The sequence below is a fragment of the Rhizobium sp. CF142 genome, from assembly GCF_000281145.1.
In the GTDB taxonomy this organism is placed as follows: domain Bacteria; phylum Pseudomonadota; class Alphaproteobacteria; order Rhizobiales; family Rhizobiaceae; genus Rhizobium.
Genome location: NZ_AJWE01000129.1, coordinates 16,708 through 42,424, shown reverse-complemented (window position 1 = coordinate 42,424; position 25,717 = coordinate 16,708). Strand labels below are relative to the sequence as shown.

28 protein-coding genes and 2 pseudogenes are annotated in these 25,717 nt (G+C 58.7%); 13 read left to right on the top strand and 17 right to left on the bottom strand.

The genetic code is table 11. The features are described from left to right. Positions 1–12: 12 nt before the first annotated feature. From PMI11_RS32595 to PMI11_RS38555, 5 genes are all read left to right on the top strand, one after another. Positions 13–1,530 (top strand): hydrogenase large subunit, encoded by a 1,518-nt coding sequence (locus PMI11_RS32595; RefSeq protein ID WP_007826078.1) that lies wholly within the window; start codon positions 13–15, stop codon positions 1,528–1,530. Between the two features lie 12 nt (positions 1,531–1,542). Then, entirely contained in the window at positions 1,543–2,076 is a 534-nt protein-coding gene (locus PMI11_RS32590) for an NADH-quinone oxidoreductase subunit B family protein (RefSeq protein WP_007826077.1), read from the top strand. A gap of 184 nt (positions 2,077–2,260) precedes the next feature. Then, the gene (locus PMI11_RS32585) at positions 2,261–3,145 is read left to right on the top strand and encodes a DUF4365 domain-containing protein (protein ID WP_007826076.1); all 885 of its coding nucleotides are present in this window, start codon (positions 2,261–2,263) and stop codon (positions 3,143–3,145) included. A 66-nt stretch (positions 3,146–3,211) separates the two neighbouring features. After that, positions 3,212–3,922 carry an IS110 family transposase gene (locus PMI11_RS38560; protein ID WP_348258209.1) on the top strand — a complete coding sequence of 237 codons (711 nt, stop codon included), beginning with the start codon at positions 3,212–3,214 and terminating at the stop codon, positions 3,920–3,922. A 15-nt stretch (positions 3,923–3,937) separates the two neighbouring features. Continuing rightward, positions 3,938–4,267 carry a transposase gene (locus tag PMI11_RS38555; protein ID WP_348258207.1) on the top strand — a complete coding sequence of 110 codons (330 nt, stop codon included), beginning with the start codon at positions 3,938–3,940 and terminating at the stop codon, positions 4,265–4,267. Positions 4,268–4,402: 135 nt separating this feature from the next. On the opposite strand, the gene PMI11_RS32575 is transcribed toward PMI11_RS38555, so the two are convergent. The 10 genes from PMI11_RS32575 to PMI11_RS32530 are packed head-to-tail and all read right to left on the bottom strand — an operon-like array spanning position 4,403 to position 13,379. Next, the gene (locus PMI11_RS32575) at positions 4,403–5,284 is read right to left on the bottom strand and encodes a F0F1 ATP synthase subunit gamma (RefSeq protein ID WP_007826061.1); all 882 of its coding nucleotides are present in this window, start codon (positions 5,282–5,284) and stop codon (positions 4,403–4,405) included. Continuing rightward, a complete protein-coding gene (locus tag PMI11_RS32570; RefSeq protein WP_007826059.1) occupies positions 5,281–6,828 on the bottom strand; it encodes a F0F1 ATP synthase subunit alpha in 1,548 nt (515 codons plus the stop codon). The genes PMI11_RS32575 and PMI11_RS32570 overlap by 4 nt, the downstream gene beginning before the upstream one ends. Beyond that, entirely contained in the window at positions 6,815–7,555 is a 741-nt protein-coding gene (locus tag PMI11_RS32565) for a F0F1 ATP synthase subunit delta (protein WP_007826057.1), read from the bottom strand. Before PMI11_RS32565 ends, PMI11_RS32570 begins: the two co-directional genes overlap by 14 nt. 13 nt (positions 7,556–7,568) lie before the next feature. After that, positions 7,569–7,814: a F0F1 ATP synthase subunit C gene (locus PMI11_RS32560; protein WP_007826055.1), complete on the bottom strand. Its 246-nt coding sequence runs from the start codon at positions 7,812–7,814 to the stop codon at positions 7,569–7,571. Continuing rightward, the gene (locus PMI11_RS32555) at positions 7,811–8,509 is read right to left on the bottom strand and encodes a F0F1 ATP synthase subunit A (RefSeq protein ID WP_007826053.1); all 699 of its coding nucleotides are present in this window, start codon (positions 8,507–8,509) and stop codon (positions 7,811–7,813) included. Before PMI11_RS32555 ends, PMI11_RS32560 begins: the two co-directional genes overlap by 4 nt. Next, complete coding sequence (locus tag PMI11_RS32550; protein WP_007826052.1) at positions 8,506–8,799, bottom strand: ATP synthase subunit I; 294 nt, start codon at positions 8,797–8,799, stop codon at positions 8,506–8,508. Before PMI11_RS32550 ends, PMI11_RS32555 begins: the two co-directional genes overlap by 4 nt. Continuing rightward, positions 8,796–9,050: an AtpZ/AtpI family protein gene (locus PMI11_RS32545; RefSeq protein ID WP_157179724.1), complete on the bottom strand. Its 255-nt coding sequence runs from the start codon at positions 9,048–9,050 to the stop codon at positions 8,796–8,798. The genes PMI11_RS32550 and PMI11_RS32545 overlap by 4 nt, the downstream gene beginning before the upstream one ends. Before the next feature lie 32 nt (positions 9,051–9,082). Further along, positions 9,083–9,532 (bottom strand): F0F1 ATP synthase subunit epsilon, encoded by a 450-nt coding sequence (locus tag PMI11_RS32540; protein ID WP_007826049.1) that lies wholly within the window; start codon positions 9,530–9,532, stop codon positions 9,083–9,085. Continuing rightward, positions 9,529–10,974 carry a F0F1 ATP synthase subunit beta gene (gene atpD, locus PMI11_RS32535; RefSeq protein WP_007826047.1) on the bottom strand — a complete coding sequence of 482 codons (1,446 nt, stop codon included), beginning with the start codon at positions 10,972–10,974 and terminating at the stop codon, positions 9,529–9,531. The genes PMI11_RS32540 and atpD overlap by 4 nt, the downstream gene beginning before the upstream one ends. A 35-nt stretch (positions 10,975–11,009) precedes the next feature. After that, entirely contained in the window at positions 11,010–13,379 is a 2,370-nt protein-coding gene (locus PMI11_RS32530; protein ID WP_007826045.1) for a phosphoketolase family protein, read from the bottom strand. A 1,135-nt stretch (positions 13,380–14,514) separates the two neighbouring features. Between PMI11_RS32530 and PMI11_RS32525 the strand changes: the two genes are divergently transcribed. Further along, entirely contained in the window at positions 14,515–15,030 is a 516-nt protein-coding gene (locus PMI11_RS32525) for a RidA family protein (protein ID WP_202803167.1), read from the top strand. Between the two features lie 253 nt (positions 15,031–15,283). Here PMI11_RS32525 and PMI11_RS32520 read toward each other — a convergent pair. Then, positions 15,284–15,907: pseudogene (locus PMI11_RS32520) on the bottom strand (plasmid pRiA4b ORF-3 family protein). Between the two features lie 290 nt (positions 15,908–16,197). On the opposite strand from PMI11_RS32520, the gene PMI11_RS32515 reads away from it, so the two are divergent. The 3 genes from PMI11_RS32515 to PMI11_RS32505 all read left to right on the top strand — a co-directional run bounded on the left by PMI11_RS32515 (position 16,198) and on the right by PMI11_RS32505 (position 18,437). Next, positions 16,198–16,524: a hypothetical protein gene (locus PMI11_RS32515; protein WP_007826037.1), complete on the top strand. Its 327-nt coding sequence runs from the start codon at positions 16,198–16,200 to the stop codon at positions 16,522–16,524. Between the two features lie 787 nt (positions 16,525–17,311). Then, on the top strand, positions 17,312–17,794 hold the full coding sequence (locus PMI11_RS32510; RefSeq protein WP_007826035.1) for a CBS domain-containing protein: 483 nt from the start codon (positions 17,312–17,314) through the stop codon (positions 17,792–17,794). A 124-nt stretch (positions 17,795–17,918) separates the two neighbouring features. Next, positions 17,919–18,437: a SixA phosphatase family protein gene (locus tag PMI11_RS32505; RefSeq protein WP_037072608.1), complete on the top strand. Its 519-nt coding sequence runs from the start codon at positions 17,919–17,921 to the stop codon at positions 18,435–18,437. A gap of 142 nt (positions 18,438–18,579) precedes the next feature. On the opposite strand, the gene PMI11_RS37550 is transcribed toward PMI11_RS32505, so the two are convergent. Continuing rightward, positions 18,580–18,795, bottom strand: coding sequence for a Na+/H+ antiporter NhaA (locus PMI11_RS37550; protein WP_157179723.1), 216 nt, complete (start codon positions 18,793–18,795; stop codon positions 18,580–18,582). 74 nt (positions 18,796–18,869) lie between these two features. Between PMI11_RS37550 and PMI11_RS38310 the strand changes: the two genes are divergently transcribed. Both PMI11_RS38310 and PMI11_RS32495 read left to right on the top strand, forming a co-directional pair. Further along, positions 18,870–19,127: a hypothetical protein gene (locus PMI11_RS38310; RefSeq protein WP_007826031.1), complete on the top strand. Its 258-nt coding sequence runs from the start codon at positions 18,870–18,872 to the stop codon at positions 19,125–19,127. 690 nt (positions 19,128–19,817) lie between these two features. Next, positions 19,818–20,585, top strand: a complete 768-nt coding sequence (locus PMI11_RS32495; RefSeq protein ID WP_007826020.1) for a toll/interleukin-1 receptor domain-containing protein — start codon at positions 19,818–19,820, stop codon at positions 20,583–20,585. Here PMI11_RS32495 and PMI11_RS32490 read toward each other — a convergent pair whose 3' ends face one another. Together PMI11_RS32490 and PMI11_RS32485 are read right to left on the bottom strand one after the other, a co-directional pair. After that, positions 20,586–20,789 (bottom strand): cold-shock protein, encoded by a 204-nt coding sequence (locus PMI11_RS32490; RefSeq protein WP_007826019.1) that lies wholly within the window; start codon positions 20,787–20,789, stop codon positions 20,586–20,588. A gap of 203 nt (positions 20,790–20,992) precedes the next feature. Next, on the bottom strand, positions 20,993–21,367 hold the full coding sequence (locus PMI11_RS32485) for a winged helix-turn-helix transcriptional regulator (protein WP_007826017.1): 375 nt from the start codon (positions 21,365–21,367) through the stop codon (positions 20,993–20,995). A gap of 123 nt (positions 21,368–21,490) precedes the next feature. Here PMI11_RS32485 and PMI11_RS32480 point away from each other — a divergent pair, with 123 nt between their 5' ends. After that, positions 21,491–22,324 (top strand): enoyl-CoA hydratase/isomerase family protein, encoded by an 834-nt coding sequence (locus tag PMI11_RS32480; protein ID WP_007826011.1) that lies wholly within the window; start codon positions 21,491–21,493, stop codon positions 22,322–22,324. Between the two features lie 151 nt (positions 22,325–22,475). Here the strand turns inward: PMI11_RS32480 and PMI11_RS36935 are convergent. Then, positions 22,476–22,907: pseudogene (locus PMI11_RS36935) on the bottom strand (class I tRNA ligase family protein); the annotation flags it as partial. Next, the gene (locus PMI11_RS32475; protein WP_244430737.1) at positions 22,819–23,793 is read right to left on the bottom strand and encodes an AraC family transcriptional regulator; all 975 of its coding nucleotides are present in this window, start codon (positions 23,791–23,793) and stop codon (positions 22,819–22,821) included. The pseudogene PMI11_RS36935 and the gene PMI11_RS32475, both read right to left, overlap by 89 nt. Positions 23,794–23,877: 84 nt before the next feature. On the opposite strand from PMI11_RS32475, the gene PMI11_RS32470 reads away from it, so the two are divergent. Further along, positions 23,878–24,618: an SDR family NAD(P)-dependent oxidoreductase gene (locus PMI11_RS32470; protein WP_007826005.1), complete on the top strand. Its 741-nt coding sequence runs from the start codon at positions 23,878–23,880 to the stop codon at positions 24,616–24,618. A 119-nt stretch (positions 24,619–24,737) separates the two neighbouring features. Here the strand turns inward: PMI11_RS32470 and PMI11_RS32465 are convergent, their stop codons facing one another. Further along, positions 24,738–25,631, bottom strand: coding sequence for a LysR family transcriptional regulator (locus PMI11_RS32465; RefSeq protein WP_007826003.1), 894 nt, complete (start codon positions 25,629–25,631; stop codon positions 24,738–24,740). Positions 25,632–25,717 lie beyond the last annotated feature (86 nt).

The following is a 25,717-nucleotide window of genomic DNA, read 5'->3' as shown; positions in this document are numbered from 1 at the left end:
GGGAGAGCGGACATGTCGATGCTGAGCGATCTTCTTCGGAAAGGCCAGTTGGTTCCTCACCACAGTCCATGGCCGCGCGCCGTTGTCGATCCGGCGACTTGGGAGGTTGCCGCGACACAGCTTGCGGAAGGGCAGTTGACCCTGCTCGGCTATTGGGGCGAGGGGCGTGCCGTCCATATGGCCCTGCTCGATGAGACGGCTGGTGCGATTGGCATTCTTAGCTTGGAAGGCCTGGAGGATCGTTATCCGTCCGTCGCAAGATACCATCCGCCTGCCATGCGCATGGAACGGACGATCCGCGATCTTGCCGGGCTAGATCCGCAAGGTCTGCCGGATGACCGGCACTGGCTCGACCATGGCCAATGGGACCGGCGTTTTCCGCTAGCGGACAGTCCCTCGCAGCATGCACAGGACGCGGCACCTTACGCCTTCCTTGGCGCCGAAGGGGAGCACCTCCATCAGATTCCCGTCGGTCCGGTGCACGCAGGCATCATTGAACCGGGGCATTTCCGCTTCACGGCAAACGGCGAGACCGTCGTTCGCCTCGAAGAGCGGCTCGGCTATGTCCACAAGGGGATCGAAGCGCTGATGGCCGGTGCCAACCTGATCCGTGGCGTGCAACTCGCCGGGCGCACATCCGGCGACAGCACGGTCGCCTACGCCTATGCCTTTTCGCGGGCGGCGGAGGCTGCGCTGGGCCTCGAAGTCCCGACCCGCGCAGTCTGGCTGCGGGCGCTCATGGCCGAGCTGGAGCGGCTTGCCAATCATCTCGGCGATATCGGCGCCATCTGCAACGACGCCGCCTTCCCCCTGATGCTCACCCATTGCGGCGTGCTGCGCGAACGCGTGCTGCGCACCGCCGATGCGGCCTTCGGCCACCGGCTCATGCGCGACCTTATCATGCCCGGCGGGGTCATGGCCGATCTGAGCGATGACGGAGCGGCCGGCTTGCGTAACCTGCTTGCCGATATCCGCCGGACCTTTCCGGCATTGGTGGAATTCTATGACAACACCACCTCGCTTCAGGATCGCACAGTCGGGACAGGCAGCCTCACCGCCGCGCTAGCCCGGCACTACGGCGCGGGCGGCTACATCGGGCGGGCATCCGGCCGCAGCTTCGATGCCCGGCATGTCCTTTCCTATCCTCCCTACGACGAACTGGCTTTCGACGTTCCGCTGCTCAAGGAAGGTGACGTCAATGCCCGCATCTGGATTCGCATTCGCGAGGTCGATCAGAGCCTGTCGCTCGTCGGGCAGATTCTCGACCGGCTTCCGGCCGGTCCGATCGTCACCGATATCCCTTTCACCGGCGAAAGCCGGGAAGGCGTGGCGCTGGTCGAGGGCTTTCGCGGCGATGTGCTGGTCTGGCTGCGGCTGAGTTCCGGAAGCAGGATCGATCGTTGCCATCTGCGCGATCCCTCCTGGTTCCAGTGGCCGCTGCTGGAAGCGGCGATCGAGGGCAATATCGTCGCCGACTTCCCGCTCTGCAACAAGTCGTTCAATTGCTCTTATTCCGGGCACGATCTCTGAAGGAAGGCTGTCATGCGCAAGCTGCTCTTCGAAAGTCTTATCCTGCCACCGCTGACGGAACCGGCGCCTTTCCAGGCCGACGCGGCGATGGAGGAGCTCGCTATCGCCATCGACAAGGCTGCCCGCCGGCGGCTTGGACGCAGCCTGTCGATCCGCGCCGTCGACGCCGGCTCCTGCAACGGCTGCGAACTGGAAATGCATGCGCTCAGCAACGCCTTCTACGACATAGAGCGTTTCGGTATCCGTTTCGTCGCTTCGCCGCGGCACGCCGATGTGTTGCTGGTGACCGGACCTGTGACCAGCAACATGCGGGAAGCCCTTGAGCGGACCTACAATGCCACGCCCGGTCCCAAATGGGTGGTCGCACTCGGCGGATGCGCCCGCGACGGCGGCCTCTTTGCCGGAAGTTACGCAGTCGTCGGCGGCGTTTCGAAGGTCGTGCCGGTCGATCTGCATATTCCGGGCTGCCCGCCTTCGCCGATCGATATTCTCAAAGGCCTGCTTGCATTGCTCGACCGTGTGAACAGGGGAGCCGGCGCTTCGTGACGGCAATACTTCAGTGTTTCGACTCTTCCAGGCCAGACTCATCGCAATAGGTGCTCAGCTTGCCGCCGTGACAACGGCGGCAATCAAAGTCTTCGTCTTCCTTCGAAGCCGAATATTTTCGCCAACATTGCCCTCGCGCTTGCAGCACATAAGGAGGCCGAGCAGATATGAGACCGACCCGACCGTGCGGCTTGCGATCGACGCGGTCGAGAAAATCTTCGTTCGCGATTTCAAATGGGCCTTTCGCCGGTTGCCTGAATCCGGCATCGGCATCGACGCACGCGCGGAAATCCTCGACCAAGGCCTGCCGACAGGCAGATTCCTGCCGCTGCAAATCAGATCGATGTCGTTCCAGGCAGAGCCTGGTGGCGACTACATCCACCACGGAGAGAAGAGACATCTGGATTATTGGACGAAGCATTCATTGCCCGTCTGTGTGATCGTCGTCGATAACCATACCGGCCTGACGTTATGGCAAATGGTGGAGAAGGGGCGACTGGAGGAAACGGACGCAGAGTGGTCGATCGCCATCCCGCCGACCAACCTTCTCAACGCTGCTGCCAGGCTCGGTTTCGAAGAGGCCACCCCCTCGGATGAGGAATCGCTGCTGCGTTCCGTATTTGCGCTCGATCGCGCTCTGATGGAGGCGATGCAGGATCAGACAGCTTTCTTTCTGTGGGACGAGTGGGGCGACGCGACGCCGACTTTCTGCAATCTCCGTATTTATATCGGCGAAGGCCCGGAGGAAGAGCCGGACCTGCAGGTCGACTATCATCTTCGCGCGACCAATCTCCACGGGGTCATGGCAACGCTTTTCCCTTGGGCAAGCTATGCCTATGCCGAGCCGATAAGGGAATATTCCGGACAGGTCGCCGTGCACGTCCTCGAGGTCGAACTGCGCCCAGAAGCCCGGGCCTATATCGAGGCCGAGACTTTCTTGGAGTCCGGCTATCCCGACGAGGAGGAGCCATGGGCTCCGGAAGCCGAAACCTTTGTGACGGAAGAAGAGGAGCGGGAATTCGGGCGCAGGCGCAGCCTTCGCCGCGATTTCCACGATGAGGAAGACTGAATCAACCGCCACAGCGGCCAGAGATCGCCGTATGGCCGGAAGCCTTTTGCCATCCTGACGCTCGAAGTGAACTCTGATAACGTGCCGTTTCGCGAGCGGCGGATGGCGGTGCGGACGAGGGACCAGCGCTTGGCGCGGCCCGACGGTCCAGCAACGATGGCGGGCGAAGTACGGTATCGAAAGAAACTGTCACGAGGACAGTTTCTCCGCTTCCTATCGGAACAGCCGCCAGCGATTGTGATTATGGAAGCCTGCGGTAGCGCTCATTACTGGGCTCGTGAGTTGGTCAAAGTGGGGCACGAGGTCAGGCTGATCGCTCCGCAATATGTCCGCCCTTTCGTGAAGCGCCAGAAGAACGACGCCGCCGATGCTGAAGCAATCGTCATCGCGGCCCGTCAGCCCGAGATGCGTTTCGTCCCGCCCAAAACTGCGGATCAGCAAGCTCGGGCGGTTCTGTTTCGGGCGCGCGAGCGGATTGTCCGCCAGCGAACGGAATTGGTGAACGCTTTGCGTGCTGTTCTCTATGAATATGGCCAAGCCATTCCACAGGGCATTGCTCACATCCAGCGCATTGAAGCGATCGTTGAGAGGGCTGAGATCGACCTGCCTGAACTCGTGCGGGAGGAGTGCCGTGATCTTCTGGCTCAGATAGACGAGAAGACAGCCCGGATTAAGGAGAAGGCCAAGAAGCTCGTGGACCTGTCTCGGCAGAGCGGAATCGCGCATCGACTTCAAACGATGCCTGGCGTGGGTCCGCTGGTCGCACTGGCGGTATAAGCCTTCGCGCCAGCGATGGAGAATTTCCGGTGCGGCCGAGATTTCGCAGCCTGGCTTGGTCTCGTTCCCCGACAATTTTCGTCGGGCGGAAAGGAACGACTCGGCCGGGTATCGAAGGCCGGACAGGCCGACATTCGCAGACTTCTGATCATCGGTGCGATGACCTGCGTAAGTTGGGCGGGTCGCAAACCGCCAGTGCATGGATCGTGGCTTTCACGGATGCTCGCAAAGAAGCCGAAGATGCTGGTGGCTATCGCACTGGCAAACAAAATGGCGCGGAATATATGGGCCATGCTGACGAAGCAGGAAGATTATAGAGACCCGGCTCCGGCAATTATGGCGTGACACGGAACCGCTACGGATAACCAGAACTTAGGAAACGCGCGGCTACCCTACGTGATTGGAATAGCGGGGAGATCGGTTCAAGTGACCCATATGCGGAACTGTCCGATTAGCGAGGTGTTTTTGCGTCGATCGCCATTAGACGTCCAGTCGCCAGAAGGTGGCGCTTTGCGCGCCGCTGGCCAGTTCGACAATCTCGTTGGTGATTTCTTCCTGACGCAATTGCCGCGATCGGGCCACAAGTTCATCGAGGGTTTTCGACACATTGGTCCGGGCTGCGATCATTGCCCGTGTTCTTGCTTCGTTTTCGGCGGCAAATGAGAGGATCACAGCTTCGAACAATTCCGCATAAATATATTCCTCTGTGAGCCGTTGCACCAAAACCTCGCCTGGAAGAGTGATGAGAGGAGCCGCCGTGCCGGGCGCAATCGCGAACCGCTGGTAGTCGAAGGGCACCAATCGCCTGGTCAGAACCTGGAAGTCTTCAGCATGGCCAGGAGCTGCATGGACGATCGTGACCTGCTCGATGCTTCCGGCGTCCAGTCTCGCATAGAGCGCTTCGACCATTGCATTGGTGAGATCTGCAGCCTGATCGACATGGGCAATCATCGGCATCGACCACGCTATCTTTAATCCGCGTTCGCCGGCGATCATCAGGCCTCGATCGCCGATGACCAGCAGTTCGGCCTCTTGAACAGCAGCAGGGTCAGCCACCGCCAACGCGGCGTCGAGCACGCGCTCGTTGAAATTACCCGCAAATCCCTGTTCAGCGCAGAGCGCGATAACGGCTTGCCGTCCTTGTGAGCCCGTCACCGAATAGGTTGCGCGACCGCCCTGCAACAAGGCCAGTGCCTCGCCGATCGCCGACGCAATCACCTGAGAATAAGAGCGGATGCCGTCAAGTTGCTGTCGTGCTTCGCGCGACCGGGCGGCGGCAATACCGCGCATGGCGCCAACCACCGACGAAAGCTGCTGCACGGAACCAATGCGGGCTTCGACGTCGCTCAGCCGATCCGTCATGATGCACCCTCAGGCTTTGCCGTGTCGTTGCTGACTTCGGCGGCAAGGGATCGAACCAGCTCAACGAGCCGCAAGAGCAGCGGAGGATCCAATTTTCGACCGGCGTTGATTGCAGCGATGATATCTGCGCCAGCCGTATCGAGAAAGGATCTGATGCGGCTGCGTACGATCGCGATGGCTGCAATCGACATTTGATCGAAAATGCCTTCCTCCAGCGCGGCAAGGAGCGCGATCTGGTCGGCCGTTCTGAGCGTCGAAAACCGCGGCTGCGTCAGCAGCATTCGAATGTGCTCGCCCCGATCCATCTGAGCCTTGACCCGCGTGTCCGAAATCCCGCCAAACCTTGTAAACATCTCCAGTTCCAGAAACTGGGAATAATCGAGGCGAATGCGTCCGGAGACCTGCCGCAGCGCTGGATGCTGTGCCTTGCCTCCAACGCGGCTGACGCTCAGGCCAACATTGACCGCGGGTCGCTGGTTCGCGGCGAAAAGGTGCGAATCCAGCACAATCTGCCCGTCCGTGATGGAGATGAGGTTTGTCGGAATATAAGCGGAAAGATTGCCGGCATCCGTTTCGGCGATCGGCAATGCCGTCAAAGAGCCGCCGCCGAGAGCTGGCGACAGCATCGCAGCGCGCTCCAGCAGGCGTGCGTGCAGATAGAAAATATCCCCCGGATAAGCTTCCCGTCCGGGAGATTCGTGCGTCAACAAGGCCAGTTCCCGGTGTGTTGCCGCATGCTTGGAAAGATCGTCGACCACGATCAACGCATGGCCGCCGCGGTCGCGGAAATATTCGGCGATGGTAAATCCGGTGAAGGGGGCAATCCACTGCAGGCCCGCCGAGGCTGCCGGCGAAGCGACGATGAATATGCACCTTTCCGGAGCGCCATGTTGGCGAACGGCCTCGATGACGCGTTCGACGGCTGTCGCCCGTTGGCCGATGGCGACATAGACGCAGATCACGTCGGAATGTTTTTGGTTGATGATGGTGTCGATTGCGATCGACGTCTTTCCGGTGGCGCGATCGCCGATGATCAATTCGCGCTGACCGCGGCCAAGTGCGAACAGAGCATCGAACACAAGTATACCCGTCTCCATGGGACGAGATACGAGATCACGCTCGATGATTGCAGGCGCCGGGCGCTCGACTGCGTGGTAGTCCGCGGCGACGACGGCCTCATCGCGATCAAGCGGACGCCCGAGGGGATCGACGACCCGCCCCAGAAGTCCCGGTCCAACGGGCACGCGCACGACTTCTCCGGTCCCGGTTACCTGAGAGCCCGCCTGGATGGCCGCACCATCATCGAGGAGTACGGTATTGATGCTATCGATATCAAGTGTGAGCGCAAACCCGGTGCGACCGCCATCGAACCGCAACAGCTCGTTCAATCGCGTATCCGGCAGACCCGAAACCCGGGCTATTCCGTCGGCAATATGCTCGATGCGTCCGATCGCTTCGCCTTCCGGTGCGAGTGCCGCGCGCGCAATGGCGTCTTTGCCACGTTGGAACCAGAGAGGCTTGTCGTCGATATCAATCGTTGTCATCTCGGCTCAACTCCAGGGCAATACGGTCTAGATCGGCGCGAAAACTGTTGCGAACGAGCGCATGAGGCGTATCGATTTCAAGACCGGCGATCAGATCGGGCTCGACCGCAACGTCAAGGGTCACAGGTTTGCCGAGCGATTCAGATAGCTTTGCCGTGCATGCTTGCATTTCTGCCATTGTCATCGGTCGAGGCGCCTTTATCGCCAACGGCATCGCCTCGGTGATTGATTGCCGCTCGGCCTCCGGCAGGTCGGCCAGTACCCGGGCCATACCGTCGATGAAGCCCGTGATTTTGGCCTCATCCGGCAGCCTGGAGAACAGCTTGACCGCAATAGTCACCGCCAGTGTCTTGGCATGGACAGCATCCGCCTTGCGTGCCTCGGCTTGCGATCGCGCAATATCGATCTCGGCAAGTTTTCGCAATGCATCGGTCTGTGTGCGGGCATCGTCAAGCAGTGCCGACTTGGCGGCTTCAGCCTGTTGATTTGCCTTTGCCAGAACGTCAGCCTGTGTTTCGCCGAGGCGTAAGACCTCTGCCTGCGCCTTGATCTTGGCTTCCTCGGCTTCCGATTTCGCCGCTTGCGCCTCGTTCAAGAGCTTTTCTGCCGCCGCTTTGCGCGCATCAATGACCGCCGCCACGGGCTGAAGTAGAAAGCGCTTCAATAACCAGATCAGAACGACGACGTTGATCGTCTGCAGTCCAATTGTCCACCAGTCGATGTGCATCTGAGCGCCGGTCTCAACCGACAAACGGATTGGCGAAGAGGACAAGCAAGGCGATGACCAGGCAATAGATCGCCATGGTCTCGATCATCGCCAGGCCGACGAAAAGCGTCCTGGAAATGGTCCCGGCCGCCTCGGGCTGCCGGGCGATCGCATCCATCGCCGCGGCCACGGCACGTCCTTCCGCGAGCGCCGGGCCGATCGCCCCGAACGATACGGCAAGGGCGGCGGCGAGTATACTGACGATACCGATCACGTTCATGGTCTGCTTTTCTCCTTCGAAGGTGGGGAGGCTTTCGGGCGTTCACCGACGGCTGCTCCGATAAACACGGTCGCGAGCACCGCAAAGATGTAGGCCTGTACCGCTCCGGTCAGCAGGTCCAGCGCCATCAGCGGGATCGGAACCAGGAGACCGGCCAGAGACAGGACGATGCCGACGACAAAGACGCCGCTCATGATGTTGCCGAACAGGCGCACGATGAGCGAAAAGGTTCGCGTAATCTGCTCAATGATGTTGAGCGGGATCATCACCCAACTGGGCTCAGCGAAGGTCTTCAGATATCCGGCGACGCCGCGTGTCCTTAATCCGTAAAAGATGGTGGCGCCGAGAACGACCAATGAGAGTGCTGCATCCGTCTCGATATGAGCCGTCGGCGGCTCTATGCTGGGAATAAGCGAAGACCAGTTCGCAACAAGCACGTAGATGAATATCGAACCGATCAGCGCCCGATAGGGCCGGGGATCGACCTGCATGGTATCCTGGATCTGACCGTCGATCGCGTCGACGAGCACTTCCAGGGCAGCCTGAGATCGTGACGGTTGAAGGCTGAGACGTCGTGTTGCCAGGAAAGCCAATCCGACGACAACAATCATGATCGCCCAGGTGACGATGACAGGCATGGTGATTGGCACAGGGCCAGCGTTAAAGAGAGGATCGAGCGCAAGCGGTGATTTCATTGCAGGCTCCGTACACGCCGCAGCACGAAAGACCGCGCAATGATAATTCCGAACGCTGCAGATATAAGGACGACAGCTCCATATCTGGACGCGGCATAGAGCGACGCCGTCAGAACGCCAAAGCGAAGAAGATGCAGGCCGATTGCCCGCCATGCACCGCCGCCGGCCAACAACTGAACGTTCCACCAGAGGCTTTGGAAATAGACGGCGCCCAGCAGTGTCCCGAAGGCAAATCCAAGAACAACGTGAACCGCCGTTGCAGCTGTCATCAAAGAGAGTGCATCCGTCATGGCAGACGCATCCATTTCCATGCAGACCAGAATCCAAAGATCACACCGATGATGATGAGCGGTGCGGAAAAGAAGATACCGGTTGCAAACTCACGGTCCAGCCAGCGGCTAAGTGCGAGGGCGAGCAATGTCGGCACGACAATCGTCCAGCCAAGCACACCGATCTGACCGAGACGGGCGCCGAGCGACGGCTCAGGATTTTCCAGGCTCGCCTTTGCGCGGTCGGCAGAACGCCGGGCGGCATTGGCCAACTTATCTTCTTTTTGCGGATCAGGAGGAGTGATCACCGGCGGAGGCCCCTTTCTGAGAGAGGGCCGGCAGCAGCTGCGTCCGGTCGCATGAAACGCATGAGCTGCCTGACAGCGTTTGCATGAAGGCGGGTCTGCTCGACGCGGGACTTTCGGTCGGATTCGACGGCGGCTGCGCGCATCAAGAGAACCTCGTCCTGCAGTTTCGAGAGCACTTCCCCACATGTTCCCTGGCGGCAGGCAACGAGGACGCGGCTTCCATCTGCGACAGTCAGCACACCGCCGCTTTGGGCGCAGTAGCGTTCTTTTCCGGTAAGATCCCGCCACCGCAGGACGGAGGCGGAGAGGACCGTCAGCAAATTGGCATGTCCCGCCAGGATACCGAAGCCGCCACTGTCATCTTCAGCGCGAACAGACGTCACCTCGGCGGCATCGACAAGGACGGTCGTGGGCGTTGTGATCGTGAGATGCAATTTGCCTATCATTTGACGCCCGCCACTGATGCTGCAGGTTTCAAAGCAGCCTCCTCCTTCTGGCGCGCTTCCTCAAGGGTCCCGATCATATAGAGCGAGCTTTCCTGCCAGCCGTCGCAAGTTCCCGCCATGATAGCCTTGCAGCCCGCGATCGTATCCACCACGGAAACGGAGCGCCCTGGAACACCGGTAAAGGCCTCCGTGACGGTGAAGGGTTGCGTCAGAAATCGCTGAAGCCGGCGCGCGCGCTGAACGATCTGCCGGTCTTCGCTCCCAAGCTCCTCGACGCCAAGCAGGGAAATGACGTCCTGAAGCTCGCGATAATGTTCGATCGTCTGGCGGACCTCCATGGCTACACGCGCATGTTCTTCGCCAACCACGAGCGGATCGAGCAGGATCGAGGAGGAGGCGATGGGATCGACGGCCGGATACATGCCCTCAGCGGCCATTCCACGCGACAGCACGACCATGCTGTCGACATGTGCTGCAATGGTGGTGACGGCCGGGTCCGTGAAATCGTCAGCCGGAACATAGACCGCTTCAATCGCCGTAATCGAAACGCCCCCCACTGACGCGATCCGTTCCTGAAGTGCGGCCACTTCACTCGCAAGGGTCGGTTGATAGCCGACTCGGGATGGCAGACGCCCCAAAAGACCGGAAACCTCAGCTCCCGCCTGAACAAAGCGAAAGACGTTATCCATGAGCAGCAGAACATTCTTATGCTGCTCATCGCGAAAAAATTCTGCGATGGTCAGTGCAGTCATGGGCACCCGCCAACGCGCACCAGGGGGTTCATTCATCTGGCCATAGACGAGCGATGTCCGACCAAGGACACCTGAGCCCGACATGTCGAGCAGCATCTCGTGGCCCTCACGCGAGCGTTCGCCGACGCCTGCGAATACCGATATCCCCTCATAACTTGCGACCATGGCGTGGATGAGTTCCATGACAAGCACGGTCTTTCCAACGCCCGCTCCGCCAAACATGGCTGCTTTGCCGCCTTGGGCCATCGGCGCCAACAGATCGATGACCTTGATGCCTGTCGCGAACAGGTCCGATGCCCCTGTCTGGGCAGAGAGGGGAGGGGGTGGTCGGTGAATGGGCCGGCGCAGGGTGTCGGCTGGCAGGTCGCCAAGGCTGTCACCGATCCGCCCGACGACGTCGATAAGCCGTCCCAATACGGCGTCTCCCACCGGAACGGTCACCGGGCTTCCGGATGGGCGCACGACGTCCCCACGCTTCAAGCCCGTCGTCGCCTGAAGCGCAATGGCGCGAACGGTTGACTGATCAACATGGGCCTGAACTTCGGCGACCACGGTTTTCTGCACGGCATCTTCAATGACCACGGCCTCTTCGATCGCGGGAAGATGCCCGGCTTCAAAAGCAATATCGATCACTGCGCCGCGGATAGCGACCACCCTGCCAGGCCTGTCCCGGGCGTCCCCCGACGACATGGTGTTTCCGTTTGTTTGCTCTGGATTGAGTTTTATCACTCCGACCAGATCCATTCCTTGATTTCAGGCAAATCGTCGAAATGTTTGCGAATGTAGATATCGTGTTCCCGAAGCAGTCCCGTGCAGTGCGCGGCGAGCGCGGCATTGTTCAACAGCATGCCGGGCACATAGCGCAGGACATCCAGGCAAAGATGCAGCCGGCTGATCTTGTTGAGGACGACCATGTCGAAGGGCGTGGTGGTCGTGCCTTCTTCGAGATAGCCCCGAACATGAAAGCGATCATGCGCCTCCCTGCCATGCAGGAGATCATGGATGACACCGGGATATCCATGGAAGGCAAAGATGACGGGCGCCGTCGTCGTGAATATCTCTGTAAAGTCGGTATCGCTCATGCCATGCGGATGGCGGTCTGCCGGGCAGAGCCGCATCAGATCCACGACGTTGACGACGCGCACTTTCAGATCAGGCGCATGCTGGCGCAGCATCCAGGCGGCGGCGATCGTTTCCTGCGTCGGGATGTCACCAGCACAGGCCAGCACGACGTCCGGCTCCGCAGGTTGGTTGCTGTACATATCCCAGACACCGGCACCCTTGGCGCAGTGGGCCCTTGCCTCCTCCATTGTCAGCCATTGCAGTTGCGGCTGTTTATCGATGACGATCAGATTGAGGTAGTTCCGGCTTTTGAAACAATGGTCTGCAACAGATAGAAGGCAGTTCGCGTCCGGTGGAAGGTAGACGCGGGCGACAGCCGGCTTGCGATGAATGATTGTGTCGATGAACCCTGGCCCCTGATGGCTGAAGCCATTGTGATCGTTCCTCCAGCAGGTCGAGGTGAGCAGATAGTTCAGCGACGGAATATCCGCACGCCACGGCACACGCTTGGCGTGCTCCATCCACTTTCCATGCTGCATCGACATGGAGTCGACGATCATGGCAAAAGCCTCGTACGTGGCAAAGAGACCATGACGACCTGTCAGCGTATAGCCTTCCAGCCATCCGTGGCAGCAATGCTCGCTCAGCACTTCCATGACGCGACCGTCATGCGATACATGATCATCACCAGGCACGATATTGCTGACCAGGCAGCGGTCTGAAACCTCAAACACGGCCCCGAGTCGGTTCGAGTTGGTTTCATCAGGGCAAAACAAGCGGAAATTGTCCGGATTGCTTGTATAAATATCGCGTAGATATTCGCCAAGAACCGCGGTCGACCCCAGTCTGTCTCGCGCGCGCCGTTCGAATTTTACCGCGTACGCATTGAAATCCGGCAGGTTCAACGGCACCGTCAGCTTGCCGCCATTGGCATTGGGATTCGATCCCATTCGACGCTCGCCGGCGGGTGCAAGTTCGGCGTATTCAGCACGGAAAGCCCCGTTCTCGTCGAAGAGCTCTTCCGGCCTATAGCTGCGCATCCAGTCTTCGAGGATCTGCAAGTGTTCGGGTTTGGTGAGCACCTCGGATACCGGAACCTGATGGGCGCGGAACGTGCCCTCGATCGGGAGGCCGTCGACGACCTTCGGGCCGGTCCAGCCTTTCGGCGTGCGCAAGACGATCACCGGCCAGAGCGGCCGCTTATCGACGCCGCCGGTGCGCGCCGATGTCTGAATCGCCCGGATGTTGCCGATCGCCGTCTCGAGAACCTCGGCAAAATCCTGGTGCACCGTCTCAGGCACGTCGCCTTCGACAAAGTAGGGCGCATAACCCTGTCCTTCGAAGAACTTTGCCAGGTCCGTATCGCTGTGGCGGGCCCAGACTGTCGGCCCGGAGATCTTATAGCCGTTGAGATGCAGGATCGGCAGTACGGCGCCGTCACGGGCCGGATTGATGAAATCGATGCTTTTCCAGCTTCCCGCCAGAGGACCCGTTTCCGATTCCCCATCGCCGACGACGGCTGTCACGATTAGATCTGGATTGTCCATCACCGCCCCGAAGGCATGCACCAGCACATAGCCGAGCTCGCCGCCCTCGTGAATGGATCCGGGCGTTGGAACACTCACATGGCTCGGAACCCCGCCCGGTGTCGAGAACTGCCGGAAGAGCCGGAGCATCCCGGTCTCGTCCTGGGTTACCTCGGGATAGAATTCGGTGTAGCTGCCCTCAAGGTAAACGTTGGCGATCATTGCTGGCCCGCCGTGACCAGGGCCGGCCATATAAATCGTGTTGAGGTCGTATTTCCTGATCAGCCGGTTCAGATGCACATAGATCAGGTTCAGGCCGGGCGACGTGCCCCAATGTCCCAATAGTCTCGGCTTGACGTGCTTGACCGAGAGTTTCTCGCGCAGCAATGGATTGGCAGAAAGATAGATCTGCCCGACGTTCAGATAGTTTGCAGCTCGCCACCATGCATCGATCTTTCGCAGTTCCTCCTGGCTCAGCGGGACTGGTATTCTTGCGAGATCGTTCATAGGTCGCTCCTGGGGTTGCCTGACGAAATCAAAAAGTCCAGCTGTCGCCGATGCTGAGTGAGTCCTAATGCCTGGTTTTCTATGACGCTTTGATTTCGATCATTTTTGTTCCAATGAAAGCGCTGGTAGTGGCGCTATTTCGAGACCAGAACCTTGGTCCGTTGATGGGCCATCCGTCGCCGGAACCAACGCAAATACGTCATTGACAATAACTTGCTCTTCACCCGTTGAATTAAGAAGCGCAGCGACTTGACGGGTCACTTAGAGTTTGGCTGCCGGCAGCGTTCGCTGCTTGATCGATCACTAGGCCGAGCCGAAGCAGGGTGCATCCGGCCATAGTTCCCTCGTTTTTCAGATAGTCGCGGCATGAACCGCGGGCAAGAATGCGTCACAGCGCCCACCACAATGGTGAGGAGGCATCTTACGCGGCCTTTGTCGTTTGCTTCTTCGCCTTTACGGCTGGCACGGGTCCGTTGGCGGCGATTTCGGCATCCCTGGACAGACGCAAGTCGCGAAGCCGTGAAGTTTTCTTATCTCGTGCGATTTTTTGCGCCACGATAAGCGTCTGCGACTCGACGTGGGTTGTTTCTGCTTTGCTGTAGCGTTTTGTGGAAACGACTTTTTTATTTGTCATCCTGGCCAATTAGCGCGAAACGTCGAACAATCAATAAGCGGCCTGACGTTGCTGAACCTTCAACCTTGAACGCGGGGAACGGGCGGGCTGTACTCACCATCGCGACGCCTATTTGGGAAAGACTCCGCGGATATGCCACCAGTCGGGTTGTCGTCGCGGCACTGCTGCCCGAGCATGGCGGTCAGCGGCCGACCTCTACCGTTGCTCGCGGGATGACATGCTCGACGATGTTCTTTTCATCCCTCGCCAGCGCCTGCTCACGAGAACGCCTGAGAACTGTTGAGCCATCCCGTTATGAGGTCGCTCTCCTAAAGTCACACGGTCTTCAGCGTATAAACTGGGAAGGAAAGCCGAGATGATCCACCTGGAAGGGCGCATCGGTATCGACGACGTTGATCAGACTGTGGTTGATGAACTCCTTGATGCTGAGGCAAGGCTACTCGCGGCCATAGCCTGAGCGTCGGACAAGATCGAAGGAAGGTGGGCCTTGACGATGGTGGGATGGTTGACGGTCACCTGTTCGAACCCTCCGATGTGTCCAGATCAGATGCCATGACGCAAAGGTCTTTTTTATCGAAACCAGCATCCAGCTCAAAATGGCACCGACCGGAATTGACATATCCGCGTCAGGTCCAGGCAGCAAAGTCCCTGAAGCCGTACCCGGTCGTGTTCCATAAACCAGCTTCCTACAGCCAAGCCCTCAAGGCCGCAGCATTGGTTTTCGTGTCAGGGACTGCGCCGATCGACCCGTTAACAGGGCAGGTTGTGAAGGGGCCGGTGCAGGCCCAGGTCGAACAATGTCTTCGCAACATCTCCGCTATTCTGGAAGCCGCAGGGAGCGGTTTGGAGAAGGCGGTCAGTGCGACGCTGATCGTGGCCGACGAGGAGGACTTCGCAGGTGCCAATGAGGAATGGCTTAAGTGGTTTCCACGCAATCCACCTGCCCGACAGGGCGCCAAGATGCCTGTGCGCATTCCGGACATGAAAGTCTCGATAGCAATGATCGCCGAGGCATGAGCACAGAATTGCGATAGCGACGGCGTTGATCGCCGCGCTTGGCTACGAGGCTTGCCAGCCGGTCTGCGGTGTCAGCTGTTCTTACTGCCCTCTAGCAAAGCCGCCAGTCCGTTTACGGCCTCAAAGTGGTCATTCCTCTAGGGCCGGGGCGATGTTAGCTGGACGTGCATTTGAAAAAAGGACGGCCCCTGTAAGATATAAGGCTGTCGGTTCGTGTCCGTTCAAGACGTTCCATTTGGAATCCTCGCCCAACTCATTTCTTCGGAACGGCTTTCGGTTTCGGTTGATACAGACGCCGTTTGACGTTCGAGCGTAAAGCATTGCGGAGATCTTTGTCCGCGATCGAAAGGTCGAACCATTCCGGATCAAAGTAGCCACCGCGCCACCGAATGGTTTCGTCATATTCGGGATCTTCCCGGTCGGCGATGATCTCCAGAAACCGCTCGTAACCGGAGACGCCACCAACATCTTCGGGCGGTCGCGCCCTTTCGCCGGCGATGCAGCTTCCTTGTTTGGGCGTAGAAGCGAGCGTCAAGAACTCCTGAACCGCAACTGTGTGCCGCCAGCCATCCCCGAAATCATAGTGGTAGCTGAAGACGGCACCTTGATCGAAGTCCAGCAAGCGAACCTCGCTCTGATCGAAGACCCGAGGATCCTCATCGGTTGCATCCTCCATCAGGGTCTCAACGTCGCCATACCGCAGACCACCGATGCGGAACTCCTAGAGATGATAGTTCCACTAGTTGAATGCGGCCTGAATTCCGAGATGCAACTGCTCCAGGTTCCAATGAACCGGCAGGACTAACCGACGCCAGACTTCCGGCTGGATCTCGTCGATAGAAACTCTGATCTGCACAGCGTTAGCGGCTCTGCCCATTGCACGAATGAACAAGGTCGGGGGAAGATCGTCAAGAAGGCCGTTCGATTGTGGCAGACAGCGATCTGACGGCTTGTGCAGCCTTCGCGGCGTACCATCTCTGTATAAACCCCAACGTGGAGCATCGCCATGGATCGAAGCGCGGCTAATACACTGTCGAAAGTCTGCATTGACATTTTTCCGCCGGACCGCGAAGAGACGTGCGCGTCGGATGCAACGACCTGTCCGTGCTGTCGAAAGTTGCGTCCGGCATCGAGCATGGATGACGATGGCTGCGGGATCTGCGACGAATGCCTTGCACCGTGACCGCCTGCGGCAAAACACTTCCACCTGTTACAGTGACGTTCGAAGACGCGCTTGCGAAATTGCCGGATGGCTATCGCGCCGGATATTTTGGCGGTCGACGATGGGGAGTGACGGTCAAATGGTCGGAGGATGGCAAACGGACCTGGCTTTATGGTGAGGAGCTTAGCGCAACGAATATCGTCAGCTTCAACCTCTACCGATTGGCAGGATCGAGGTCGCTACTGAAGCCGTGCGAAATGTCCGCCGCCAAGGTGATCGAATTCGTTCTCGGTTTCGAGCCGAGCACCGAGAAGAATGCGTCGCGCCCATAATGACCGAAAAATGAGCACAGAATTGATGCTCCATTGCAACATATGCATAGCTGCACTGCAATCTGAGCGCTGGCGAGGTGAGCAGTCCCTGGTATCTTTAGAGCATCGAAGCAATGCAACTCCTCCCGCAGAGCTTCGTGTCGCAGGCGACCCATTCCTCCTCCCAAGGGGCGCCTGACAGAACAGCGGCAATCCTCCTCCCAGCCGTTGTTCAATATTTCGAGAGGCCTGCCGCACCTCCTCCCGCGGCAGGCTTTTTCGTTTTCCGACACAATCAAGCTTAGAGTTCAGGCGTCAAAGCTGACTGCCCCAGCTTGTCGCTTACAATAACGCTTGGTCCTCCGGCATTGGAACAGCTCACTCTGGGGTTCCCAAAGGTTGTCCTGCCTCTATTTTTCACGGGTCAAGAGGACCATCAGTGGACAGGCCAGAATGGCAATGGAGGATTTATATCGCTTGATGAACACGGGTGAAGTGCGGGCCGTTGGGGTGGCTGATACCACGACCCAACCTGTTGTCGTTCTCGACCACTATTGCTGCGTTATCGCCAGCAGCGCTCTCGTCAAAAATTCAGGGTCGTTCTTCTACCTTGAAAGGTCGAGTGGGTTATTCCCAACGGCAGCAAGGGCATCGGTGCAATTCGTAACCACCCGACTACAGCATCGCCGCTGAGGCGTGATCATCTCCAAAGGGCAGCGACCGAGTCATCGCAAATTGCGCTGGGTCAAGGCGTTCGGCAAGTCAGTGAAGTATTCTGCGTGCTTCTGGATTCGTAGGAGGCCTATATATGACGATCCCCGCCAAGTCAGTAATGACAACGGATTTAGTTACTGTCTCGCCAGACACGACCGTGGCTGAGGCCGCCCGGCTCATGTTGCTCCATCACGTCACTGCCGTACCTGTAGTCGACGCCGATAAACGGCTGCTTGGATTGGTCAGCGAAGGTGATGTTATGCGCCACTTCGGCGCGCAGTTTCAAAGTAAGCGAGCGCAATGGCTACGCATGCTAGCAGAAGGCGAGGCACTGGCACCGGAGTTTCTCGCCGAAATCCGTATCAACCAGCAGCACGTCCGCGAGATGATGCACACTTCGATCATATCTGGTGATGAGGAAGCCTCACTTGCTGAGTTGGCCGATCTGATGCTGAAACATCAGATCAAGCGCGTTCCTATCCTGCGTAATGGCGTGTTGGTCGGCATCGTCAGCCGCGCCGATGTGGTTCGGGCCGTGGTCGAAACACTGGACGATCTAGTTGAGCCGACGGACTAACCGAATAACTGCACCTGCCGGCGACATCCGCTAATCTGAAAGCCGTATCGGAGACTGTCCTTGCTCCAACACGAAACGGAGATCTCACCTGTGCCCGGCCTCGAGCGAAATTGACGGTGAACCCATGGTTCCGAAACACCGCCTCATGCTTCTGCGCCACGCCAAATCCGCTTGGCCCAACGCCGTTGCCGACCGTGATCGACCATTGGCAGTTCGAGGTTGCAAGGCAGCATCCGTCATGGGAGCCTACATGGTACGCGAAAGGCTGTTTCCCGATCTTGCGCTCGTTTCGCCCGCCCGCCGGGCGCAGGAAACGTGGAGGCTCGTTCGCGATGCGCTTCCCAAAACGGTCTCCGAGCGCGAGGCGGATATCTACGAGGTATCGGGCGAGCGCATCCTGGATTTGATCCGGACCGTCGACCCGGGCATCCGCACGCTGCTCATCGTTGGCCATAATCCCGGCATTGAGAGTGCTGCCACGCTTATTATAACGGGCGGCAAGGCCGATGCAGTAGGACGCATGCGGGAGAAGTTCCCAACTACGGCGCTCGCCATCATCGACCTCGACTTCGAGGGCTGGGACGAAATTGCAGCGGGTACCGGTTACCTTGAGCGGTTCGTGACCCCGCGATCCTTGGGGTAAAAGAGCATTCCACCGTCGAATTTGATGGGCATCTGTTCCGTGATGGCGTGGTGAGAGCAGAATGCTTCTGGTGCGGCTGGACACGCCTTAGAAGGTGCGCAAAAATTCGCGCTCTCACGCCGCAAAATGATCTGCAGGCGCCTCAACGATCATTCGAGGAGCACGGCCGTGCCCACGACGCGGAAATGATCGAGCCGAGCAACATGCCTATTTTAACCTGATCTTGACCGACCAGGTCGTTGAACGCGAGCAACGCAATGAAGGGCGAAATGGTGAAGCCGATGCCAAAGACAACGCGGTTCCGCTCATCTGCCTCGGTAATATGCGCATTTCGTGGTTGAGTAGGATCAAGGACCATGATTGAAATCTAAACGATGATCGGAGGGCGGCTGCTGATGCTCGCCGTCACGGCATAGCACTGTGGCGATCCCGATGCTGCCGATCTCCAATGCTTTGATCAGCAAGGACAATATGACGGCGGTTTATCTCCGCCGCGGCTTCCACACGGCGGATGGCTTCCACGCCTACAATGGATACAGGGCATCGCCGGGCGACACGATGATTGTTCTAAAAGTGCTCGTGATCCTGCGTGAGTGCGCCTGTTGCGATACTGAAAACAGCGAGAAGAAAAATCGTAGCCCCGGCGGCGACGTTGCTGTAGCTAACGAATGTCTCCTCGTGGAAACGTAGCAGCCATGGACACACCACGAGCCAAGAGCCTGCACCGATCTGAATTATTGCCTGCCAATTTTTCGGAAATGCCAATGAAAGCCAAGATACCATCGTAATGAATAGACCAAATGCGACGTGTGACACGACGATCACGTCGGAGATGGCCAAGCTAGGCAACGCCCATGGCACAATCAAGGGTGTCGCAAACACGTAAATGCCGACGAACAAGCGTAGCCATATCGGCCACCGATATTCGCTCATCAAATCCTCCCTGGGTGTGATCGAAGCTTGAGTGCGCGGATGGCCGATGTGATTTACACGCCAGCAGCAGTGAGCACACTGCCCGACGAACTGTTCCAAAAGCCGTCACATCCGCGCCTGTCGGACGCCAAGCTCAGAGTTTGAGGGCGCGCAAAGCCTGCCGTCGACCGCAACAGCTTATCGCTGCCTCGCCGGAGAGCATTGCGATGAATCAATGCAAAGTAAGTTTACCCTGGCTAAAAATCTCTGGACTCAAGAGAGTTCACGAATAGGCCACGCGAGAGAACAAGCCAACCGTGCGGGAAGCGAAGGGTGGCGGGAGCACTGGAGGCACCTATCGGAGTGCCATCTCCGGTCGCTTCGTGACAACAAAGCACGGCAAGGCCAACCCGCGCACAACGATCAAGGACAATTGAACGCAACATTCCATCATGGAGAGGTCTTACAATGGCCCAATGCACAGCACCGACAGAAGGGCATCGCTCAGCGAGTGCCGCAGCGAACTGCCCGGCATGCCGTGGCCGCAGCCGCTATGGTGGCTACAGCAGTTACAGTAGCGGTTATGGTTCGTACCCCTCAAGTTCTCCGTCTTATCAATCTTCCTTAAGAAGCAGCGGCAGCGGGTTAGCTCGTGTGCGAGCGAAATGGTCGAAAGCCGGTTCGTCTGTGTTGTACACGCCTACAGAAGTGTTGGCGCTCACGCCAATTCGTCAGACTGCCGAAGTCCGAGCGGAGCTACCCGATCTCCGTGATGTTTTCCTATGTCATGCATGGGACGATCGGCAGGGGGATGCCAGGATGCTGCATGATCTTCTCGAAGCACGTGGCGTATCGGTTTGGTTTAGCGAAAAGGACGTTGCCCTCGGTACGTCTTTGCTTCGAGAGATTGACAAAGGATTGGTAAAGTCGCGCGTCGGCATCGTGCTGGTGACGCCGGCATTGCTGCGCCGTCTTCCAGCAGCGGGCGTTGCCGATAAAGAACTCTCGGCACTTCTGGCGACCGAACAGCTTGTACCGATCGTCCACAACACGACATATGAGGCTCTCCGCAACGTCAGCCCCCTTCTGGCCTCGCGAAGCGGCCTCAGCACCCAAGAAAATACTATGACAGAAGTGGCGAACAAGCTCGCCGAGCTTGTTTCGCGTTGGCCTGCGATGGTATCTTCACGCGAAGCCCAGCCTGCCTGGACAGGCTGGGAAATCTACGACCGTTGATTAGAGCACCGAGACGTTCTCAGCTTTCGACTTTCCGGTCTTGCGATCCTGTCCGACCTCGAAGCTGACTTTATCGCCTTCCCGGAGCGAACCACCGCGTTGCAAGGCAGACACGTGAACAAATACATCTTGGCCGCCATTCTCAGGCGTTATGAAGCCGAACCCCTTGTCGTCGTTGAAGAATTTAACCGTACCCGTTGGCATGAGAGACCTTATCCTTGTGTCGTTCGTCCAAATTGCGAAGTGGAAGCTACAGCGCCATCACCCATCGATCAACGGTGAGCATGCAGGTGGCTTTGATCGAGATATCCCGAAACGTCGTCAACGAGGCCCACGCCTCGACTCGCGCGTACATGCTATTTCACCCGCTGAATTGGGCTGCGCGTAAACCGCCGCTCAAGTCGGCCCTAATCCTCGCGCGCATCGTAGCTGCGCTGACAATCCTGGATGACGTCGATATTCTCGACGGTCCAGTCGAACAGGGTTGAGAACGGCCCTTGCAGCGACCTGCCAAGGGGTGTCAAGGCATATTCAACCCCGAGCACACGCCCATCCAGGATCCTGCGCGTCAGCATACCGTTGCGCTCCAGCTTTCGAAGCGTCTGTGTCAGCACGCGTTGGGTCACGCCATCGAGGCGACGCTTGATCGCATTGAAGCGACGGGGCTCGCTTAACACGGCCAGCACCATCATCGACCACTTGTCGGCGATCTGGTCGAGGATCACGCGGCTCGGGCAGTCGGCACGGTAGACCGGGCCATTTTCATCGGTCGGTTCATCCATCGGTATCCTCAAGCATCCCTGGGATGCTTATGGTGCGTAATTGACGCTAGGTATCCGATGAATACTTTAGGGTCAATGGCGCATGTGCGACGCCAGAGGTTCCCGAAGAACAGAGACCTACATATGACAGACACAGATTTCAGCCGGCTTCGGATTAGTCGGACAGACGGCGTTGCCACGATCACGATCAACAACCCGCCGGTAAACGTTCTCGATGTCCCCCTGATGAGGGAGATCCGCCACTTTCTCCTTTCTGTTCGCAACGATCCGGACACCCGTGTGCTGGTTTTCCAAAGTGCGGACCCCGAGTTCTTCATTGCCCATGTCGACATGACGTTGATCGATGAACCGCACGCCTTCGACGAGATCGCCCTTGAAGCTCCGGAAGGCCTCAACCCGTTCCAGGCATTTGGCGAACTTCTACGACAGCAGCCACAAGTGACGATCGTCAAGCTCGCAGGGCTCGCCCGCGGCGGCGGAGCTGAGTTTGTCGCGGCGGCGGACATGGTGTTTGCTGCGGAAGGGCTGGCAGGGCTTGCTCAATGCGAGGCGTTGATGGGGATTACGCCGGGCGGCGGAGCCACCCAGTATCTGTCCAGCCGGATGACGCGTGGCCGAGCTCTTGAAGTGATCCTTGCCGCCGATCTCGTCGATGCTATGACGGCGGAGCGATATGGGTGGATCAACCGGGCACTGCCGGCTTCTGAACTCGACGGCTTCGTCGAGCGTTTGGCACGCAACATCGCCGCACTGCCCACCGGCGTCATCGCCGCGGCCAAGAGGGCGTTGCCTCCCGAAGACCTGCGGGATGGCTTTCAGCGCGAGCATGAGGCCTGGGCAGGATTGTTCGAACTCCCTGCTGCCGAAAAGCTCATCCGGGGCGGACTGAAAGCAGGAGCGCAGACCAAGGAGGGCGAGAGAAGTCTGGAAGGCCTGCTCCGGATGTTGACGGTGTGAGTCCTGACTGACGAGAGAACAGCGAAACCGCTGCAAGAATTTGTTGCATAGCGGTTTCGGTCTTTGGATGGCGCGTAGGCGTTATCGGAAGCGCCCGCGCTGAATCATGACCTCGTTCGCACCACTGCCTGCCGCGGGAGGAGAACCTCTCCACGTAGCCATGAACGAAGATCGATGACGGGAGCAGCACTCCGGCAGACAGGAGTATCGCAGGCCAGTAAATCGCGTGAAACTTGGAAATTCCCTTGCCGACAAAGTGGGAGGGTTCGCCTTGCTGTGCCCAGTTTCGCCAGAACAGGGTTTAGTCGGAACCGTAGTCGAGCCCTCTGAGATAGTTCGCCAGAGTATCGAACCAGACATAGATAACTTCGTCGCTCCCAGGCACGGGCACGCCCCAGCCGCGTGCTCGCTCAGCACTACGCGACACACTGATGTCCTCCAGTCCCCGCCGAAGCCATCGACTTTTTTCTTCCGTCAGCGGATAACGACTGGGTTCACCGCTCCAGATCAGCCACCGGCGCGCTGCCGAACATGCTCTTGTACTCGCGGCTGAACTGCGACGGGCTTTTATAACCCACCTCATACGCCACGCGCGAAACATTGGTGCTGCCGCCGGCAAGGAGCTTCCGCGCCTCAAGCAAACGGATATGGCGTTGAAACGCAAGTGGGCTGAACCCGGTGACTTCCTTGAAATGCCTGTGAAAGCTTGTGACGCTCATGTGAGAAGCCGCCGCCAGCTCAGGAATATTGACAGGCTCGCTATGATTGGAAGCGAGCCAATCGGCCGCCGACTTGAGTTGTTGAAATCGGCCGTTTCTCTGGCTGACCTGTCGCAGCGTGTCGCCCATCGAGCTCTGAAGCAGGCGATAATAAAGCTCAAACTCGTAGTGTGGTGCCAACGCACCGATATCGTCGGGCGCTTTCAGCAGCCCGACGAGGCGAGCAAATGCGTCGCCGACGGGTCCGTCCAGATCGCCGGCGGCGACTGCGCATGTCCAACGGTCCTCACGCTTGGGGATATCGAGCATGACGCGCGTCAAAATATCGGCATCAAGATGAAGGCTGATGCCGACATAGGGGAAATTAGGCTTAGCGCCGGTCAATTGGTGGCTGTAGGGCAGGCCAAAGGACGATACCGCGCAAGCGCCTGTGGCCAGTTCGAACCGATTGGCGCCCATGATCAAGACTTTGGTTCCGCGCAACACCGCATAGAACATGGGTTCGAACACCGCCGGAGTGGGCGACGTGGCCCTTGTGCTTGTCCAAATAGTCAAGCGCGGAACGGGGGTAGGAACGCCGACTGTACCCGCATGCGCCGAAACAAACGGAGCGACGGCGTTCAGCAGAAGTGTCGATGGCTTCACAGGGTCGAACATCACGCCAGCATGTAGTGATTTGGTAGGATCAGGCAAGTGTCTGGGAAGATCAGGAATGTTGCCTGCGTCGCAACTGCCTATTTTGAGGCTCAACAAAAAGCCTGCCGGAGCAGCCCGTAGCGAGGAATGAGCCTCTAAATCGGCGTCAAGGCGACAGGAATAGGAAAGGGTTCGACCATGCAGGAACTAGCTGGAAAGAATGCGCTCGTCACGGGTGGATCGCGTGGCATCGGGGCCGCGATCGCGATTGCTCTGTCGGAGAAAGGTGCGAACGTTGCGATAACGTACGAGCGATCCGCCGACAGCGCGGAGCGACTTTTCCGGACTATTGAAAGGAATGGGGGCAAGGCAATCGCGATACAGGCCGACAGCGCGGATCCCTCGGCCATCCAGCGGTCAGTGGACGAAACTGTCCGCACGCTGGGCGGTCTCGACATTCTCGTCAACAATGCGGCGATTGCGCGATACAACAACATTGCAGATTTCACGATCGAGGACATCGACGCGCTGCTTGCCGTTAACGTGCGTGGGCCTGTTCTGACCGCAAAGGCTGCCATCCCCCACCTCAAGGAAGGCGGGCGCATCATTACCATCGGATCAGCGGGCGCGGATCGCATAGCCGGCGTGCCTGGTACTGTCTACTATATGACCAAAGGCGCGCTCCAGGCATTCAACCGTGGCCTCGCCCGCGAACTGGGCGCCCGAGATATAACGGTTAATCTCGTCCAGCCTGGATCGACAAACACCGACGCGAATCCCGAGACGGGGGAATTCGCCGACTATCAGCGTGGTCTCAGCGCCCTTGGCCGCTTTAACCAGCCGGAGGATGTCGCGGCAGCAGTCGCTTTCCTCGCAACGCCCGCGGCCCGGCAAATTACCGGCACCATCCTTACGGTGGACGGCGGTGCGCTTGCGTAGTGTTTGGTAATGGCTGTTGGTTGCCCGGGCTGACGGCGTTCTACTCAAAGTATCTGCCGACATAGTCGCCGGCCTGCGCGTCAGCTCCGGGACCGTCTCGATCTGCCGCTCTATATCCGTTAGATGGGCTGTTCGTTTCCTTGCCCGCTATCATCGAAACACTCGATCAGCATTTCGGTCAGGACGCGGACCTTTCTCGAGGGGTGCTGTCCCGGCGGACGAACGACATAGATTCCGGCCGGTGGCGGCGGATGATTTTTCATGACCGTCACCAACGCGCCGGAATTGAGATAGTCCCGGGTGAGGCCATCGGGTAGGGCCGCGATACCCAAACCGGCCGCGGCAGCGACGACGAGAGCCGCCCCGTTGTCAGCCTTGAAACGGCCCTGCGGGCGAATGGTCAGGATCTTGTCGCCGTCCATCACCTGCCACGTTTCCATCCCCTGCATAAGCGCCTGATGCGTGACGAGTTCCTCCGGTGTTTCCGGGGAGCCATGGGCTTTGATATAGGCGGGGCTCGCGACGTATTTTCCATGGAGGGGGCCGACGCGTCTTGCAATCAGGTTGGAATCCTGAAGGGTACCGACCCGGATCGCGCAATCAAACCCTTCCGCGATCAAGTCCACGAAACGGTCGCTATAGCTGGTCTGGATCTGCAGTTGCGGATGGCGAGATGCCATTTGCGCAATAACAGATGCAAAATGGGTGGGTCCGAAGGAAAGGGGTGCAGCAACTCTCAGGCGGCCGCTCAGTTCGCCGGCGGGCAGGATCGTGTCTCTGGCGACATCGATCTCGGCGCTGACCCTGGCGGCATAATCCCGGAAAGTGGCGCCCGCTTCCGTCAAGGACGCCCCGCGTGTCGACCTTGCAAGCAGCTGGACCCCAAGCTCAGCCTCGAGCCTTACGAGCCGTCGGCTGACCATTGATTTGGAGACACCCAGCCGGAGCGCAGCAGACGTCACTCCGCCCGCATCCGCAACCTCTACAAACGTGCGCAGATCTTCGATGTCCATGCTGCGTTCCCCGTTCCGCGACACTGTTCGGCACAAACGATGACTACCGCATCGAAATTGGGAATGACAAGGTCCTTTCGCAGACG

Bases quoted from the DNA above. Each gene is read 5' to 3' on its own strand.
- PMI11_RS32485 (WP_007826017.1), bottom strand. From the start codon at position 21,367: ATGGATGAACCGACCGATGAAAATGGCCCGGTCTACCGTGCCGACTGC.
- PMI11_RS32525 (WP_202803167.1), top strand. From the start codon at position 14,515: ATGGTTGACGGTCACCTGTTCGAACCCTCCGATGTGTCCAGATCAGAT.
- PMI11_RS32530 (WP_007826045.1), bottom strand. From the start codon at position 13,379: ATGAACGATCTCGCAAGAATACCAGTCCCGCTGAGCCAGGAGGAACTG.
- PMI11_RS32560 (WP_007826055.1), bottom strand. From the start codon at position 7,814: ATGAACGTGATCGGTATCGTCAGTATACTCGCCGCCGCCCTTGCCGTA.
- PMI11_RS32555 (WP_007826053.1), bottom strand. From the start codon at position 8,509: ATGAAATCACCGCTTGCGCTCGATCCTCTCTTTAACGCTGGCCCTGTG.
- PMI11_RS32480 (WP_007826011.1), top strand. From the start codon at position 21,491: ATGACAGACACAGATTTCAGCCGGCTTCGGATTAGTCGGACAGACGGC.
- PMI11_RS37550 (WP_157179723.1), bottom strand. From the start codon at position 18,795: ATGGTCCTTGATCCTACTCAACCACGAAATGCGCATATTACCGAGGCA.
- PMI11_RS32465 (WP_007826003.1), bottom strand. From the start codon at position 25,631: ATGGACATCGAAGATCTGCGCACGTTTGTAGAGGTTGCGGATGCGGGC.
- PMI11_RS32595 (WP_007826078.1), top strand. From the start codon at position 13: ATGTCGATGCTGAGCGATCTTCTTCGGAAAGGCCAGTTGGTTCCTCAC.
- PMI11_RS32575 (WP_007826061.1), bottom strand. From the start codon at position 5,284: ATGACGGATCGGCTGAGCGACGTCGAAGCCCGCATTGGTTCCGTGCAG.
- PMI11_RS32495 (WP_007826020.1), top strand. From the start codon at position 19,818: ATGGCCCAATGCACAGCACCGACAGAAGGGCATCGCTCAGCGAGTGCC.
- PMI11_RS32515 (WP_007826037.1), top strand. From the start codon at position 16,198: ATGCCTTGCACCGTGACCGCCTGCGGCAAAACACTTCCACCTGTTACA.
- PMI11_RS32490 (WP_007826019.1), bottom strand. From the start codon at position 20,789: ATGCCAACGGGTACGGTTAAATTCTTCAACGACGACAAGGGGTTCGGC.
- PMI11_RS32505 (WP_037072608.1), top strand. From the start codon at position 17,919: ATGGTTCCGAAACACCGCCTCATGCTTCTGCGCCACGCCAAATCCGCT.
- PMI11_RS32565 (WP_007826057.1), bottom strand. From the start codon at position 7,555: ATGCACATCGACTGGTGGACAATTGGACTGCAGACGATCAACGTCGTC.
- PMI11_RS32510 (WP_007826035.1), top strand. From the start codon at position 17,312: ATGACGATCCCCGCCAAGTCAGTAATGACAACGGATTTAGTTACTGTC.
- PMI11_RS38310 (WP_007826031.1), top strand. From the start codon at position 18,870: ATGCTGCCGATCTCCAATGCTTTGATCAGCAAGGACAATATGACGGCG.
- PMI11_RS32470 (WP_007826005.1), top strand. From the start codon at position 23,878: ATGCAGGAACTAGCTGGAAAGAATGCGCTCGTCACGGGTGGATCGCGT.
- PMI11_RS32570 (WP_007826059.1), bottom strand. From the start codon at position 6,828: ATGACAACGATTGATATCGACGACAAGCCTCTCTGGTTCCAACGTGGC.
- PMI11_RS32550 (WP_007826052.1), bottom strand. From the start codon at position 8,799: ATGACGGATGCACTCTCTTTGATGACAGCTGCAACGGCGGTTCACGTT.
- PMI11_RS32590 (WP_007826077.1), top strand. From the start codon at position 1,543: ATGCGCAAGCTGCTCTTCGAAAGTCTTATCCTGCCACCGCTGACGGAA.
- PMI11_RS32540 (WP_007826049.1), bottom strand. From the start codon at position 9,532: ATGATAGGCAAATTGCATCTCACGATCACAACGCCCACGACCGTCCTT.
- PMI11_RS38555 (WP_348258207.1), top strand. From the start codon at position 3,938: ATGGAGAATTTCCGGTGCGGCCGAGATTTCGCAGCCTGGCTTGGTCTC.
- atpD (WP_007826047.1), bottom strand. From the start codon at position 10,974: ATGTCGTCGGGGGACGCCCGGGACAGGCCTGGCAGGGTGGTCGCTATC.